Source organism: Cellulomonas terrae, assembly GCF_007990265.1.
GTDB classification, from domain to species: Bacteria; Actinomycetota; Actinomycetes; order Actinomycetales; family Cellulomonadaceae; genus Cellulomonas; species Cellulomonas terrae.
The window spans coordinates 85,990-102,079 of sequence record NZ_BJWH01000001.1; the positions used below are offsets into that span (position 1 = coordinate 85,990).

Annotated in this window: 9 protein-coding genes; 3 read left to right on the plus strand and 6 right to left on the minus strand. The window is 69.2% G+C overall.

Features of this window, described 5'->3' with window-relative positions; genetic code table 11:
• Positions 1–406: 406 nt before the first annotated feature.
• The 3 genes from CTE05_RS00385 (at position 407) to CTE05_RS00395 (ending at position 3,621) form a co-directional block, all read left to right on the plus strand.
• Complete coding sequence (locus tag CTE05_RS00385; RefSeq protein WP_146844159.1) at positions 407–1,699, plus strand: ABC transporter substrate-binding protein; 1,293 nt, start codon at positions 407–409, stop codon at positions 1,697–1,699.
• Between the two features lie 123 nt (positions 1,700–1,822).
• The gene (locus CTE05_RS00390; RefSeq protein ID WP_146844160.1) at positions 1,823–2,725 is read left to right on the plus strand and encodes a carbohydrate ABC transporter permease; all 903 of its coding nucleotides are present in this window, start codon (positions 1,823–1,825) and stop codon (positions 2,723–2,725) included.
• The gene (locus CTE05_RS00395) at positions 2,725–3,621 is read left to right on the plus strand and encodes a carbohydrate ABC transporter permease (RefSeq protein WP_146844161.1); all 897 of its coding nucleotides are present in this window, start codon (positions 2,725–2,727) and stop codon (positions 3,619–3,621) included. Before CTE05_RS00390 ends, CTE05_RS00395 begins: the two co-directional genes overlap by 1 nt.
• A 97-nt stretch (positions 3,622–3,718) precedes the next feature.
• Here CTE05_RS00395 and CTE05_RS00400 read toward each other — a convergent pair whose 3' ends face one another.
• The 6 genes from CTE05_RS00400 to pulA all read right to left on the minus strand — a co-directional run bounded on the left by CTE05_RS00400 (position 3,719) and on the right by pulA (position 15,950).
• Positions 3,719–4,501, minus strand: coding sequence for an ATP-binding cassette domain-containing protein (locus tag CTE05_RS00400; protein ID WP_146844162.1), 783 nt, complete (start codon positions 4,499–4,501; stop codon positions 3,719–3,721).
• A gap of 59 nt (positions 4,502–4,560) precedes the next feature.
• Positions 4,561–5,769 carry an ROK family transcriptional regulator gene (locus CTE05_RS00405; RefSeq protein ID WP_146844459.1) on the minus strand — a complete coding sequence of 403 codons (1,209 nt, stop codon included), beginning with the start codon at positions 5,767–5,769 and terminating at the stop codon, positions 4,561–4,563.
• 70 nt (positions 5,770–5,839) lie between these two features.
• The gene (gene mmsB / locus CTE05_RS00410; RefSeq protein ID WP_146844163.1) at positions 5,840–7,021 is read right to left on the minus strand and encodes a multiple monosaccharide ABC transporter permease; all 1,182 of its coding nucleotides are present in this window, start codon (positions 7,019–7,021) and stop codon (positions 5,840–5,842) included.
• Positions 7,018–8,556 (minus strand): multiple monosaccharide ABC transporter ATP-binding protein, encoded by a 1,539-nt coding sequence (gene mmsA / locus CTE05_RS00415; RefSeq protein WP_146844164.1) that lies wholly within the window; start codon positions 8,554–8,556, stop codon positions 7,018–7,020. The genes mmsB and mmsA overlap by 4 nt, the downstream gene beginning before the upstream one ends.
• A gap of 120 nt (positions 8,557–8,676) precedes the next feature.
• A complete protein-coding gene (gene chvE / locus CTE05_RS00420; protein WP_146844165.1) occupies positions 8,677–9,819 on the minus strand; it encodes a multiple monosaccharide ABC transporter substrate-binding protein in 1,143 nt (380 codons plus the stop codon).
• A 341-nt stretch (positions 9,820–10,160) separates the two neighbouring features.
• Complete coding sequence (gene pulA, locus CTE05_RS00425) at positions 10,161–15,950, minus strand: pullulanase-type alpha-1,6-glucosidase (protein WP_146844166.1); 5,790 nt, start codon at positions 15,948–15,950, stop codon at positions 10,161–10,163.
• Positions 15,951–16,090: the final 140 nt, after the last annotated feature.

Below are 16,090 nucleotides of genomic sequence, written 5' to 3' on the forward strand. Positions count from 1 at the left end.
GCGCGAAGGATACACAGGCCATTGCGGGCAGCTCGTGGATCGCACCGGACCCGCGGCAGATCGCGGGTCAGGGCTCCGCCGACACGGACCGGACAATGCGCCCACCTGCGCAGATACGTCGGAAATGCGCCCGTTGGGGCTTGCGTCGGCATCGTCTCGAAGCGCCTGGCTCCAGAGGGTGAACCTCAGATCACGATTCGGCCTCGCATGCGTTCACTTCTTGACTTCAATGGTGGCACGCCTATGAGATGTGACCCGGATCGGCCGAGGCGCACCCAGGAGCGTCCGGCCGATCGTCCGGCCGGCGCTCTGCGCGGCCGGGCGAGCACACCGGGCCGCGGGACCTCCCACCCACGGCCAGCAGGACCAGTACCCCTTTCCACGGCAACGAAGGCGTAGGAGTCACATGCGTACAGCACGCAAGTTCACCGCCATGGCCGCAGGTCTCGCCGTCGCCAGCCTCGCGCTGGCAGCGTGCAGCTCCGGCGACACGGGCGACGACACGGGCAGCGGCAAGAGCGAGGAGGTCGAGGTCTTCACGTGGTGGGCCAGCGGCTCCGAGAAGCTCGGCCTCGACGCCCTCGTGGGCGTGTTCGAGGTCCAGAACCCGGACGTCGAGTTCGTCAACGGTGCCGTCGCCGGTGGCGCCGGCTCCGCAGCCAAGGACCTGCTCCAGTCGCGCCTGCAGGCCAACGACCCGCCGGACACGTTCCAGGCCCACGCGGGCGCCGAGCTGACCGACTACATCAACGCCGGCCAGGTCGAGGACGTCTCGGGCCTGTACGACGAGTTCGGTCTGCGCGACGCGTTCCCGGCCGACCTGGTCGAGCGCCTCACGGTCGACGGCAAGATCTACTCGATCCCCTCGAACATCCACCGCGCGAACGTCGTCTGGGCCAACACCCAGCTCCTCACGGACTCGGGTCTCGACCCGGCCGCGACGTACGCCACGCTCGACGACTGGTTCGTCGCGCTCGACGCCGTCCGGGAGAAGACGGGTCGCACGCCGCTGTCGCTGGCGACCACGTGGACGCAGGTCAACCTGCTGGAGACCATCCTGCTCTCCAGCCTCGGCGCCGACGGCTACACCGGTCTCTGGGACGGGTCGACGGACTGGTCCAGCCCCGAGGTCACCGAGGCGCTCGCCGACTTCGAGAAGCTCATCGGCTACACCAACGAGGACCGTGACGGCCTCGACTGGCCCGACGCGACGCAGCAGGTCATCGACGGCAACGCCGCGTTCAACGTCATGGGCGACTGGGCCGTCGCAGCGTTCGAGGAGGCCGGCAAGAAGTCTCCGGCCGACTACGTCTACATGCCGGTCCCCGGCACGGACGGCGTCTTCGACTTCCTCGCCGACTCGTTCACGCTGGCCGTGGGTGCCCCGCACCCCGTCGGCGCCAAGGCGTGGCTGAAGACGATCGGGTCGCTCGACGGCCAGGTCGCGTTCAACAAGGCGAAGGGCTCCATCCCGGCCCGCAACGACGCCAAGCCCGAGGACTTCTCGGCCTACCAGCAGTCCGCCATGGCGTCGTTCAGCCAGGACACCATCGTGTCCTCGCTCGCGCACGGTGCCGCGGCGCCGACCGCCTGGGTCAACGCGATCTCCGACGCCACCAGCAAGTTCACCACCGGTGGCGGCGACCTCGCCGGCTTCCAGGCGGACCTCGTGGCCGCCGCCGAGGCCAACGCGAGCTGATCCGGCTCCCCGCGTGACCGGTCCCGTCCCGGTCCTGGTGATCCAGGACCGGGACGGGGCCGCGTCCCGCACCCGCACAGCATCAGGACCGTCCGCTCGCTCGTCACGACTCAGGAGGCACTCGTGCCCCGACAGATCCGCCGGTGGGGCCCACCCCTCCTGCTCATCTCGCCGACCTTGATCCTGCTCGGCGTCTTCGTCTACGGACTCCTCACCATCAACGCGACGACGTCGATGAAGGACATCCACAACGCCGCCCAGGCGAACGGACGCGAGCCCGTCAGCTTCGTGTGGTTCCAGAACTACGTCGACCTGTTCGGCTCCGAGGAGTTCCAGCACTCGCTGAAGAACCTGGTCATCTACACGGTCGTCTTCCTGGCGGGGACGATGATCTTCGGGTTCCTCTGGGCGTGGCTGCTGGACCGCCCGGTGCGGTTCGAGGGTGTCTTCCGCTCCATCTACCTGTTCCCGATGGCCGTGTCGTTCGTCGCGTCCGGCGTCGTGTGGCGCTGGCTGCTGAACTCCAACCAGGGCGAGGACGCGTCCGGGCTGAACCGGCTGTTCCAGATGATCGGCCTGCCGTTCCTGCAGAACAACTGGTGGAACAACGTCGACGTGGGGATCGCGGCGATCGCCATCCCCGCGATCTGGCAGCTGTCCGGCTACGTGATGGCGCTGTTCCTGGCCGGCTTCCGGGGCGTCCCCGAGGAGCTGCGCGAGGCCGCCCGCATGGACGGCTCCACCTCCTGGCAGATGTACCGCCACGTGATCTTCCCGCAGCTGAGCCCCGTCGCCCTGTCCGCGGTGATCATCGTGGGTCACATGTCGCTCAAGGCGTTCGACCTGATCATGTCGATCTCGAAGCCGGCGAACTACCAGACCAAGGTGCCCGCCATCGACATGTACGTCTTCAAGTCGAGCTTCGACTACTCCAACGCGGCAGCCGTCGGCGCGATCCTGCTCGTCATCGTCGCGGTGCTGATCGTCCCGTACCTGGTGCACCTCAACCGGACGGAGAAGCACTGATGACCGTCGTCACGCCCGCGGAGCTCACGGCTCCCCTCGGCGCCCCGCTCACCCTCGAGCCGGCGAAGGGAACGAGCCGCTTCTCGAAGGGCCGGACTGCCAAGTACGCCCTGCTCATCTTCTTCACGCTGCTCGTCCTGATCCCGGTCTACGTGCTCATCGTGACCAGCTTCAAGGGCCAGGGCGACGCCTCCCCCGCACGCGCGTGGAACCTCCCGCAGGTGTGGACCATGGAGAACTGGACCGGCGCGTGGCAGGCGCTGTCGCCGTCGCTGTGGCGCACGTTCCAGATGGTCGTCCCGGCCGCGATCATCTCGTCGTTCCTCGGCTCGATGAACGGCTTCGTGCTCGCACGCTGGCGCTTCAAGGGTGCGGACATCGTCTTCACCCTGATCCTGTTCGGGATGTTCATCCCCTACCAGGCCGTGATGATCCCGCTGCTGCAGCTGATGCTCGGCGCCGGGATCCCGTCGGGCGTCCCGTCGCTGATCATCCTGCACGTCATCTACGGCCTGCCGATCACGACGCTCATCTTCCGCAACTACTACATGTCGATCCCCGACGAGCTGGTCGAGGCCGCCCGCGTCGACGGTGCCGGGATGCTGCGGACCTACTGGTCCGTCGTCCTGCCCATCTCGATCCCGAGCTTCGTGGTCGTCCTCATCTGGCAGTTCACCTCGGCCTGGAACGACTTCCTGTTCGCGGTGTTCTTCTCCTCCAGCCAGAACGGCCCGGTCACCCTGGCCCTGAACAACCTGGCCAACGGTGCGCTGCTCACCAACTACGGCATCTCGATGGCGGGCGCCCTGCTCGCGTCGCTGCCCACGCTGCTGGTGTACGTCCTGCTCGGGAAGTACTTCATCGGCGGTCTCATGTCCGGGTCGGTCAAGGGCTGACGCCCCTGGCACGACCGTCCGCCGCGGTCTCCGCAACCCGGCACAGCCGAAGGGCCCCCGACAGTCACTGGTCGGGGGCCCTTCGTGCGTGCGGTGCTCAGCGCAGCGCGGCCATCCGGCGCATCATCTCGTTGTCCTGCGTCGTCGCCCCGGTGATCGCCGCGAGGATCGACTCGTAGCTGGCCGTGTCGGCGTCGAACGACCCGTTGTTGCGACCGTGCCGCAGGACGACGATCCGGTCCGAGACCGCGCGGACGTCGTTCATGTTGTGGCTGATGAGGATCACGCCGTGCCCGAGGTCGCGCAGCCGCTCGATGTAGGTGAGGACCTCGGCCGTCTGGGCGACGGACAGTGCCGCGGTCGGCTCGTCGAGGACGACCAGGCGCGGGGAGCCGATCAGGGTGCGCGCGATCGCCACCGCCTGCCGCTGCCCGGCGGACAGCTCGGACAGCGGGGTGCGCACCGACGGGATCCGCAGCGTGAGGTCCCGCAGGATCGAGCGTGCCATCTGCTCCATCCGGCCGTCGTCGAGCAGCGCGCCGTCGGTGAGCTCGCGGCCGAGGAAGATGTTCGACGTCACGTCGAGGTTGCCGCACAGCGCGAGGTCCTGGAAGACCGTCGCGATGCCGAGGGCGTGCGCCGCGGAGGGCGACGGGATCGTCTGCTCCTCGCCGTCGATCTCGATCAGGCCGGAGTCGGGGGTGAGCACCCCCGAGATCACCTTGGCGAGGGTCGACTTGCCGGCGCCGTTGTCGCCGACGAGCGCCACCACCTGGTGGGCGTGCACGTCGAGGTCGACGCCGACGAGCGCCTCGACGGCGCCGAACCGCAGGCTGATCTGCCGGAGGGACAGCAGCGGGACCCGTGGGTTCTCGCTCATGACCTCACCTGCTCCTCGTTGGGCACGTACGTGCAGTGAAACCCCGACCGGTGCGTGCGTCAATGCGTCGCCTCCTCTTCACCCGCGCGCTCGTCCGCGGAGCGCGCCTGCTCGTCGGACCGCACCACGAAGTCGGTGGACCGCAGGACGAGCTCCAGCGCGCCGACGACCTCCGCGCGCTGGCCGAGCTCGGCGGGGACCACCTCGAGCGGAGCGATCTGGTTGAGCAGCACCCGCTGGCGGATCGCCTCGCGCAGGGGGCCCAGCAGCAGCTCTCCCGTCTCGGCGAGCTCTCCCCCGACGACGATGCACTGCGGGTTGACCGCGGTCGCCAGGCCGGAGACCACCTCACCGATGATCGAGCCGGCGTCCGCGACGACGCGGGCGCAGCCCGGGTCGCCGTCGATCGCCCGCTGGATCACGTCACGCAGCGCGAGCGTGCCGTGGCTGGACCGCAGCGGCTCGAGCAGGGCGGGACCGCCGACGACGGTGTCGAGGCACCCGCGGCTCCCGCACCGGCAGATGTCCCCCTGCGGGTCCACCTGCACGTGACCGATCTCGCCGGCCGTCCCGCCGAACCCGCGGTGCACCTGGCCGCCGATCACGATGCCGGCACCGGTGCCGTGCGACGCCCGCACGTAGACGGAGTCGCGGTACGCCCGGGACGCACCGTGCGTGCTCTCGGCGAGGGCACCCAGGTTCGCGTCGTTGTCGACGAACACCGGGCAGCCCAGCCGCTTCGACAGGACGTGACCGACGTGGACCTCGTCCCAGCCGCGCATGATGCCGCGCACGGAGACCATGCCGGTGGCGCTGTCGACGGGTGCGGGCAGGCCGATGCCGATGCCGACGACCTCGTCGAGCGTCGACCCCACCCGTTCCAGCAGGTCCGCCACGAGCAGCGCCGCACGGTCGAGGCTCGTGTCGAGGCGGTGCTCGTTCGGCAGCGGGAGGGTCTGCTCGGCCACGACCTCGTTCATGACGTCGCCGAGCGCGATCCGCATGTGCCGGGGGCCGATGTGGACGCCGACGGCCAGCCCCACCCGGTGGGCGATCGTGACCATCTGGGCACGACGCCCGCTCCGGGTGGTGTTGCGGGTGTCCACCACGCCGGCGGCGAGCAGCTCCTTGACGATGGTGGAGACTGTCGCCGCCGACAGGCCCGTCGACCCGGCGAGCTCGACCTGCGTGAGCCCGCCGTGCCGGTGGACCGTCTCGACGATCAGCGCGCGGTTCGCCTCACGGAGCGAGGACTGCGAGCCTGACATCGCAACCCGCCCTCTCACGCCCGCGAGCATAGCCGCGGGCCCCGTCCGTGCTGGTCAACGAGCCCTTCTGTCAGCGCGCCGCGCCCGCGCGCCGCTTGTTGTAGATGTCGAACGCGACGGCCAGGAGCAGGACCAGTCCCTTGACCATCTGCTGCACGGACTGGTCGATGCCCATGAGCTGCATGCCGTTGCTCATGACGGCCATGATCAGACCACCGACCATCGCCCCGGTCACGCGGCCGACGCCGCCCGTGGTCGACGCGCCACCGATGAAGCACGCGGCGATGGCGTCGAGCTCGAACATCTCACCGGCGCTCGGCTGGGCGCCGTTGGACCGGGACGAGTAGACCACCCCGGCGACGGCGGACAGGATGCCCATGTTGACGAAGATCCAGAAGTTGACGTGCTTGACCTTGACGCCGGACAGCTGCGCGGCGGACAGGTTGCCACCGATCGCGTAGACGTGGCGGCCGAAGACGGTCTTCGTGGTGACGATCTGGTAGGCGATGATCAGGACGCCGAGGATGATCAGGACGATCGGCAGGCCGCGGCTGCGGGACAGCTGGTAGGTGAAGGCCATCCCGACGAGGCCGACCAGGACGAGCTTCGTGACGAAGATCGGCATCGTCTCGACGACCTGCTGGTACTTGATCCGGCCCAGCCGGGCGCGGTACTGGCTGAATGCGTACCCGAGCACGGCGATCGCCCCGATGAGCAGGGTGAACACGTCGATCCCCTGGCCACCCAGGAACCCGTTGAGGAAGCCGCCGGCGATCTTCTGGTACTCCGCCGGGAACGGCGACAGCGAGATGTTGCCGAGCACCTGCAGGGTCATGCCGCGGAAGAGCAGCATGCCGGCCAGGGTCACGATGAACGCCGGGATGCCGACGTACGCGACCCAGAAGCCCTGCCACATCCCGACCAGGAGCCCGACGGCGAGCCCGGCGAGCACGCCGACCCACCAGGGCAGTCCCCGCTGGATGACGACCACCGCCGAGACGGCACCCGTGAGCGCGACCACCGACCCGACGGACAGGTCGATGTGACCGCCGATGATCACGATGACCATGCCGATCGCGAGGATCAGGATGTAGGAGTACTGCAGGACGATGTTGGTCACGTTGCCCGGGCTGAGCAGCACCCCGTCCGTGAGGATGGTGAAGAGACCCACGATCGCGACGAACGCGACGTAGATCCCACTCTGGCGCAGGTTCCTCGTGAAGAGGTCCTTCAGGCCTGCCATGGCGGTCATCGAACCTGGTCCCTTTCCTTGGTCATGAGCTCCATCAGGTTCTCCTGAGTCGCCTGCTCCCGCGGCAGCGAACCGGTGATCCGGCCGGCTGAGAGCGTGTAGATCCGGTTGCAGATGCCGAGCAGCTCAGGCAGCTCCGAGGAGATGACCAGAACGGCCTTGCCCTCCTCGGCGAGGCGGTTGATCAGGGTGTAGATCTCGTACTTGGCACCGACGTCGATGCCGCGGGTGGGTTCGTCGAGGATCAGCACCTGCGGGTCCGTGTAGAGCCACTTGCTCAGCACGACCTTCTGCTGGTTGCCGCCGGACAGCTTCCCTGTGAGCGCCAGCACCGTCGGCGCCTTGATGTTCATGCTCTGGCGGAAGCTCTCGGCGACCTTGATCTCCTCGTTGCTGTTCACCCAGCCACCGCGCGACACCTTCGACAGGTTCGCGGCGGAGACGTTGGTCCGGATGTCCTCGATGAGGTTCAGGCCGTACTTCTTGCGGTCCTCCGTGGCGTACGCGATGCCGTGGTTGATCGCCTCGGACACGGTGCCGACGTTGATCTCCTGGCCGTGCAGGAAGACCTTCCCGGTGATGTGGCTGCCGTAGGAGCGCCCGAACACGGACATCGCGAGCTCGGTGCGCCCGGCGCCCATGAGCCCGGCGAGCCCGACGATCTCACCCGCGCGCACGGTGAGGTTGGCACTGTCGACGACCACCCGGCCGGGGTCGGTCGGGTGGTGCACGGTCCAGTCCTCGATCCGCAGCACCTCGTCGCCGATGTGCGACTCGTGCGGAGGGAACCGGTGCCCGAGGTCGCGGCCGACCATCCCGCGGATGATGCGCTCCTGGGTGACCTCGTCGGCCACCATGTCGAGCGTCTCGACGGTGCGGCCGTCGCGGATGATCGTCGTGGTGTCGGCGATCTCGGCGATCTCGTTGAGCTTGTGGGAGATCATGATCGACGTCATGCCCTGCGCCTTGAGCTGGCGCAGGAGGCCGAGCAGGTGCTCGGAGTCGTTGTCGTTGAGCGCGGCGGTCGGCTCGTCGAGGATCAGCAGCTTGACCTGCTTGGACAGCGCCTTGGCGATCTCGACGAGCTGCTGCTTGCCGACGCCCAGCTGGCCGACCGGGGTGACCGGCAGCTCGTCGAGCCCGACGCGCGCCAGGAGGGCGGCCGCCTCGGAGTTGGCGACGTTCCAGTCGATCAGCCCGCGGTGCGAGCGCTCGTTGCCGAGGAAGATGTTCTCCGCGATGGAGAGGAAGGGCACCAGCGCGAGCTCCTGGTGGATGATCACGATGCCCTTGGACTCGGAGTCGTTGATCGACCCGAACTCGACCTCCTCCCCTTCGAAGAGGATCGAGCCGTCGTACGTGCCGTGCGGGTACACACCCGACAGCACCTTCATCAGCGTCGACTTGCCGGCGCCGTTCTCACCGCAGATCGCGTGGATCTCGCCACGCTCGACCGACATCGAGACGTCCTGCAGCGCCTTGACGCCGGGGAAGGTCTTCGTGATGGCTCGCATCTCGAGAATGGGGTTGGCCATGGGGCTTCCACCGTCCTTCGTCGTGCAGGGTGCCACCGTCGGCACCCCTCGCTGATGGGGCGACCCGGGCCGGCCGGCACCGCGTGGGTGCCGGCCGACCGTGGGTCAGGACGGTACGGGTCAGGCCTGGCCGCTGGCGACCTGGTCCTCGGTCCAGTAGCCCGAGTCGATCAGGAGCGACTGGATGTTGTCCTTGTAGACGATGTCCGACTCGAGCAGGAAGGACGGGACGACCTTGACGCCGTTCTCGTACGTCTCGGTGTCGTTCGCCTCGGGCTCCTCACCGGCGAGGAAGGACTCCGCCGAGACGACGGCCTGCTCGGCGAGCTTGCGGGTGTCCTTGAAGATCGTCGAGAACTGGACGTCGTCGTTGATCAGCTTGACCGACGCGATCTCCGCGTCCTGGCCGGTGACGATCGGCAGACCCTGGGCGATGGTCGGGCCGTAGCCGGCGTTCTGCAGCGCGGTGATGATGCCGCGGGACAGGCCGTCGTACGGGGACAGGACGCCCTGCACCTTGCTGCCGTCGGAGTACGTCGACGTGAGCAGGTCCTCCATGCGCTTCTGCGCGGTCTCCTGCAGCCAGCGCAGCGTCGCGACCTGCTCGATGTCGGTCTGGCCCGACTTCACGACGAGCGTGCCGGCGTCGATGTGCTCCTGCAGCGTGTCCATCGCGCCCTGGTAGAAGAAGTGCGCGTTGTTGTCGTCCAGCGAGCCCGCGAAGAGCTCGATGTTGAACGGGCCTGCGGCGTCGCCCTTCGAGCCGTCGGCCTTGAGCACGCCGAGCCCGACGAGCAGCGACGTCGCCTGCTGGACGCCGACCTTGTAGTTGTCGAACGTGACGTAGAAGTCGACGTTCTCGCTGTCGCGGATCAGGCGGTCGTACGCGATGACCGGGATGTTCGCGTCGGCGGCGGCCTGCAGCTGGGTGGCCAGCGCGGTGCCGTCGATCGACGCGATGATCAGCAGGTCGGCGCCCTTGGTGATCATCTGGTCGATCTGCTGCTGCTGGGTCGGGATGTCGTCGCCGGCGAACTGCAGGTCGACCTGGTATCCGGCCTCCTTCAGACCCTTCTCGACCGCGTCGCCGTCGGCGATCCAGCGCTCGGAGGTCTGCGTCGGCATCGCGACGCCGACCGTGAGGTCGCCGGGGTCTGCCGCGGCGCCCGACGAGTCGTCGGTGCTGCCGGCACCGCTGCCCGAGCAGGCGGCCAGTCCGAGTGCGACGACCGCACCCATTGCCGCGATGGTGATCCGTCGCATTGCTGTGCTCCTTCTCATCGTTGAGAGGTCCGGTGATCGGACCTGACGAGCTCGGGTTCGTCGGCCGGGGTCAGCGTCTGCGCTGCCTCGGCCGGTGTCCCGGCTGCGTTCTCCGGCGGTGCCGGTGATCGCTGCGGTGATCACTTTCTTCTCTTCGAGTCTCGAAGTCAAACCCAGGGGAACGGGGAGATGATTACGAATCCATCACGATGTGAGCGTGAACATCACAGTTATCTCACGATCGTCGGGCCGATTGGCTTCGTGACGCGAACCTATCGCGGTCCAGAACCGGACAGCACGACGGGCCCGTGACCGAGGTCACGGGCCCGTCGAGGGAGCCGTCAGCTGCGGTGCGTGCCCCACCAGCTGCGGACCGAGTCCCACCAGCCGTGGCCGTGGCCCCAGGTGGAGCGGTTCTCCACCAGGACCGCCACGGTGCGCGGCGGGACCGTCACCGAACCGGTGGCCTTGTCCCAGGTCGTGCCCTTGACCACCGGGTCGCTCCCCTTCGCCTGGACCGGCGACAGGGAGAGCTTGTGGCCGGCCAGCGACGACACCGTCTGGGTGGTCGCCTCGTCGGACGCGTTGACGACGACCAGGACACCGTCCAGCTTCTTGTCCACGTCCTTGACCCACCGCCGCGTCGACGGGTCCCAGCCCGGCTCGTCGTCGATGGTCATGACGACCACCCCGGGATCGGCGTCAGGGCCGGAGCCCGGGAACCCGACCTTCTGCTCGATCAGGTCGGCGGACCCGAGCCGGAACAGCGGCGTCGAGAACCGCAGCCGCAGCAGGTCGTCCGCGGCCTTCGACGCCGTGGCGATGTCCGCCGGGGTGGGCTTGAGCGCCGGGTCGGCCAGCAGCGGCTGCTGGAACGACCACTTGGCCTCGTTGTCGGCCGCCGGGGGCAGACCGCGGCCGAAGCCGTTGTCCTGGCCGGACAGGTCGAGCAGGTTGAACCAGTCGCCCGAGTTGTAGCTGTTCCGGTCGAGCGACTTGCTGCGCAGCAGGTCGGCGCCCGCGTGCCAGAACGACGGCGTCTGGGCCAGGGCCGTCGTGGCCAGGGAGACGGTGTTCATGCGCACGCGGTCCGCCATCGGGGTGTCCGTCGGCAGCTTGTACGTGAGCGAGTCCCACAGCGTCTCGTTGTCGTGGGCGTCGACGTAGGTGATGACCTCCTCCGGCGAGTCGGCGTACCCGGCCGGCTGGCCGTTGTAGTCGAGCTCCTCCCCGGTCTGGACCGTGCCCGCGCTGCTGAGGAACGCGAAGTCGCGCAGGTTGCCCGCCATCCCGAGCCGGACCAGGTCGCCGTCGTGCGCCGCCCTGGCCAGCTGGTCGGCCGTCGACCCGTTGATCGGGTCGCCGTTCGGGTCGGTGCCGCCGCCGGAGCCGAAGCCCTGGATCCGCGGGTTCTCGTCGAACGGGCCACCGCCACGGACCGAGTCGCGCAGCCGGTCGGAGAACGTGCCGATCCCCGTCCCGCCCAGCTGACCCTGCGTGGCCTGCGTGAAGAGCCGGTTGTCGGCCACCTCGCCGAAGTTCCAGCCCTCGCCGTACAGGTAGACCCTCTTCCCGTCGACGCCGTCCTTCTTCGGCGTCAGCTTGTCGAGGGCGGACCGCACGGCCTGCATGTTCTCCACCGAGTGGTGGCCCATGAGGTCGAACCGGAAGCCGTCGACCTTGTAGTCCCGGGCCCACGTCACCACCGAGTCGACCATCGCCTTCTCGGCCATCGCGTGCTCGGTGGCGATGTTCTGGCAGCACGTGGAGGTCTCGACGTTCCCCACCGCGTTGAGCCGCTGGTAGTAGCCGGGCACCACGCGGTCCAGCACCGACTGCGGCGACTGGCCGCTGGCGGTGGTGTGGTTGAACACCTGGTCGAGCACGACCTGCAGACCGTCGGCGTGCAGCGCCCCGACCATCGTGCGGAACTCCGCCACACGGGCACCGCCGTGCGCGTCCACCGCGTACGAGCCCTCGGGGGTCGTCCAGTGCAGCGGGTCGTAGCCCCAGTTGAAGCCGTCCGCGTCGGCGACGGCCGCCACGCACGCCTGCTGCTGGTCGGAGTCCGGCGCGAACGACGCGAGGTCGCAGTCCGGGGTCTCCTGCAGCGCCTTGTCCTCCTGGATCGAGGCGATGTCGAACGTCGGCAGCAGGTGGACCGTGGTCAGGCCCGCCTTCTCGAGGTCCCGCAGGTGCGCGCGACCGTCGCCGTCGCGGGCGAACGCGAGGTACGTGCCGCGCTCGGCGGCCGGAACCGTGAGGTCGTTGATCGAGAAGTCCCGCACGTGCAGCTCGTAGATCGTCTGGTCCACGGGCCGCACGACCGGCTGCTTCGCCTTCTCCCACCCGCGCGGGCGGAACGCCTTGTCGGCGAGGTCCACGAGCACCGAGTGCGTGGAGTTCAGCGTGAGCGCCACCGAGTACGGGTCCGTGACCCGGTTGACCTCGACCTGGTCGGTCGTCGGCGCGTACACCGTGACCTCCCAGAGGTACTCGGCGCCCTTCCACGACTTCTTCCCGTCCACCGTCCAGGAGCCGTCGGACTGCCGCTTCGCTGCCACGCGCTGGTCGGCGACGAGCAGGTCGACCTTCTGGGCGGTCGGCGCCCAGAGGGCCAGCGACGGGACACCCTTCGTCCAGGTCGCGCCGAGCGTGCGCTTGACGGCCTTGGCGGCGTACACGTCGTCCAGCACGCCCGGGATCTGGACCCCGGTCGCGGCCTGGTAGGTCCCGTCGGCCGCGGCCTGGGTGACCAGGAGCGCACCCCGCAGGAGCTCCGCGACGGGTGTGCCGTCGGGCACGCGCAGGGCGACGTAGCCCGCGAGCGCCGGGAACCGGTCGAGCTGCGCCTCGGTGAGCCCGGCGGCGTCGTACGAGAGCGCCACGGGGTCACCGTCGCCGAGGTCACCCACGGACAGCCCACCGGTCGGCGAACCGTGCAGCGTGAAGGTGCTGGTCGCCGGGGTCGGCGCCCAGGCGGCCGGCCACGCGATGGTCCGCGCGTCGATCCAGTGCGCGCGCGCCTCCCCCGTGCCGGGCAGCGGCGGGTCGGTCACCTCGACGGTCAGGACGTGCGTGGCCAGGACGTAGGAGAACGTCACCGGCTTGCCGCCCGGTGCGCTGAACGGGATGTTCGCACCGCCGGGCACACCGCCCGCGCCGTAGTTCTCGTCCCAGCTGAGGTTGTGCGCCACCTTGGCCTCGTACGCGCCCTCGGGCAGCGCGTCGGTCGTGAACGTGTAGGTGCCGTCCCCGTCGAGGTCCTGCAGCCACGTCGCCATGCACTCGGGCGCCCAGTCACCGGCACACCCGACCTCGCTGTTGTGCGATCCCGGGACCGTGAGGATCGGACCCTGCGCGGTCGACGTGAAGTAGTGCGTCGATGCGTCGTAGTAGAACGTCACCGGACCGGTCGTCGCGACGGTGTACGCGACGTTCGCGCCACCGGGTGCGCCGCCCGCACCGTAGTTCTCGTCCCACGAGCCGCCGACGGCGACCTTGTACTCGTAGCTGCCGGCGGGGATCGTGAACGTGCCCGCGTAGACGCCGTCGTCGCGCTTGGTCAGCTGGGCCTCCTCGCAGTCCGGCTGCCAGTCGCCCGGGCAGCCCATCGCGGCGTTGTGGCTGCCGGGGACGGTGACGAAGAGGTCCTCACCCGGGTCTGGGCCGGGGTCGACCACACCGTTGATCGCTCCCCCGACGCCGCCGAACGTGGACGCGGCGGACTTCTGGCCCGCGGCGTCGACGGTGACCGCGCGGTACTCGACGACAGCACCGTCGGGCAGGTCCGCGATCGTGTGGAACACGCGCGGCGACGTCGTCTCCGCGGTCCCGAGCGGTGTCCAGTCGTCGTCGCCGAGCACCCGGTAGGCGAACGACGTCTGGCTCCACACGTCGTCGGCCACGTCCGCGGTCACCGCGACGTCGCCCGTCAGGCCGGCGCCGGGGGCCGGTGCGGTCAGGGTCAGGTCGCCGGCGGTGGCCGGTGCGCCGACGGTGGCGCCCGCCTTCAGCACGATCGCGCTCAGGGCAGGGATCGTCACGGAGACGGTCCCGTCCGCGCCCGCCGTCACGGTCGTCGACGTCCCGTACAGCGGCGCGAACGTCGCGCCCGGCGTCAGGGTGTCGATCGTGACGGTCGCCGGGGCGGTGCCGTTGTTCGTCGCGACGAGGTGCTCGACCTTCTCCTGCGTGTCGACGCGGCTGAACGCGTAGACCGGGCCGTCGGCGTACCGCTCGATCTGAGCACCCGTGCGCAGCGCCGGGTGCGCGCTGCGGAGCGCGGCCAGCTCGGCGATGTGCTCGTACAGGGCGGAGTCCGTGTCGTACCGGTCGACGGAGCCCGCGAGGGTGCCGTCGAGGAGGTTCTGGTTCGCGTACTCGTCCACCTGCGTCGCGAACAGCGACTGGCGGGCGTCCTTGTCGCCACCCGTGCCGGCGAAGCCCTGCTCGTCGCCGTAGTAGACGACGGGCTGGCCGCGCGTGAGGTACATCAGCGAGTGCGCGAGCTCCGAGCGCTGCTCCGGGTTGCCCGCGTCCTTGACGAAGTACCCGATGCGTCCCATGTCGTGGTTGCCGAGGAACGTGGGCAGGGCCTGCGCGTTCGTCGTCGGTGTCGTGTACCGGTCGTCGCCCGCGTACAGCGACGTGAGCCCGCCCGCCGTGAAGCCCTTGGCGTAGTTGCTGGCCGCCGACTGGAACGTGAAGTCGAGGACCGCGTTCATGTCGCTGTCGCGCAGGTACGGCGCGAGCTTGACCGGGTCGGCGTCGTAGACCTCGCCGAACATGAAGAAGTCGTCGTTGCCGATCGCCGCCGCGTGGTCGCGGACGCCCGTCGTGAACTTCTCCCAGAACTCGAAGTTGACGTGCTTGGCGGTGTCGATGCGGAAGCCGTCGACGCCCAGGTCGACCCACTGGTTGTACACGTCCACGAACCCGTCGACCACGCTCGGGTGCTCGGTCATCAGGTCGTCGAGACCGTCGAAGTCGCCGTAGGTCACCGACTCCCCCGACCACGTCGAGTTGCCGCGGTTGTGGTAGAGCGTCGGGTCGTTCAGCCAGGCGGGGACCTTGACGTCCGCGTCCGCGGGGTCGATGACCGGGGTGTACGGGAAGGACGTCGCCGGGTCCAGCGTCGGGAAGGTGTCCGTGCCCGCGTAGGTGTCCGGGTCGAACGGCGCGCCGGCGGAGTCCTTGTACGGCCGCGTCGCCTTGTCGACGTACGAGTACTGGCCCTCGGCGTAGTCGATGACGTCGGCCGTGTGGTTCGTGATGATGTCGAAGTAGACGTCGATGCCGCGCGCGTGGGCGTCGGCGATCAGCGCCTCCAGCTCCGCGTTGGTGCCCAGGTGCGGGTCGATCTGCGTGAAGTCGGTGACCCAGTACCCGTGGTACCCGGCCGACGCGTTCGCGCCCGAGCCCTGCACGGGCCGGTTCTTGAACGACGGGGTCAGCCAGATCGCCGTCGTCCCGAGGCCCTCGATGTAGTCGAGCTTCTCGTGCAGGCCGGCCAGGTCGCCGCCCTCGTAGAAGCCCTTGTTCGTGGGGTCGAAGCCCGTGACCAGCCGGTCGCCCGTGAGCCCGCCGGTGTCGTTGGTGTCGTCGCCGTCCGCGAACCGGTCGGTCATGACGAAGTAGAACTGCTCGTCCGCGCCCGGGTCACGCACCGGGTCCGCGACGAGGGCGTCGTCCGCCGGGGTGTACTCGCCGCCCAGCTCGAGCGGGGTCAGCGCGATGCGGTGCGTGGTGTCGTCGTACGTGAACCGCAGGCTGGAGGGGCCCGCGACGACGAGCGGGATGTTCGCGTCCCCGCCGTCCTTCCCGTAGGCCTCGTCCCAGCTGTCGTCGATGGCGACCTTGTACTCGTAGCTGCCTGCCGGGACCGTGAAGTCGGCGGCGTACACGCCTGCCGTGCCGGTCGGGGCGAGCTCGGTCTCGGCGCACGCGGGCTGCCAGTCGTCGGCGCAGCCGAGCTCGCTCTGCAGCGAGCCGACCAGCGCGACCGTGCGGTCGGCGGCGACGGACGGCGATGCGACGACGGCCACGAGCCCGACGCCGGCGACCGCGACGGCGGTCAGCGCAGCGAGCGCTCGGGAGAGGGGACGGACGGGGGCGTCGGCGGGCGACATGGCGACTCCTTCGTCTCCCCGCACGTCGATGTGCGGGGCAGGTGTCGCCGACCGTATCCGCTTGCAGCAACTTGCAGCAAGCGATACGGGCGAATTGCTGAGAGCAGGAGGGATCGGACACGCTCCGCCGTGGCGACCGA

Coding starts and splice junctions, on each gene's coding strand:
- CTE05_RS00385 (WP_146844159.1), top strand. CDS start 407: ATGCGTACAGCACGCAAGTTCACCGCCATGGCCGCAGGTCTCGCCGTC.
- CTE05_RS00395 (WP_146844161.1), top strand. CDS start 2,725: ATGACCGTCGTCACGCCCGCGGAGCTCACGGCTCCCCTCGGCGCCCCG.
- CTE05_RS00400 (WP_146844162.1), bottom strand. CDS start 4,501: ATGAGCGAGAACCCACGGGTCCCGCTGCTGTCCCTCCGGCAGATCAGC.
- CTE05_RS00405 (WP_146844459.1), bottom strand. CDS start 5,769: ATGTCAGGCTCGCAGTCCTCGCTCCGTGAGGCGAACCGCGCGCTGATC.
- mmsB (WP_146844163.1), bottom strand. CDS start 7,021: ATGACCGCCATGGCAGGCCTGAAGGACCTCTTCACGAGGAACCTGCGC.
- mmsA (WP_146844164.1), bottom strand. CDS start 8,556: ATGGCCAACCCCATTCTCGAGATGCGAGCCATCACGAAGACCTTCCCC.
- chvE (WP_146844165.1), bottom strand. CDS start 9,819: ATGCGACGGATCACCATCGCGGCAATGGGTGCGGTCGTCGCACTCGGA.
- pulA (WP_146844166.1), bottom strand. CDS start 15,950: ATGTCGCCCGCCGACGCCCCCGTCCGTCCCCTCTCCCGAGCGCTCGCT.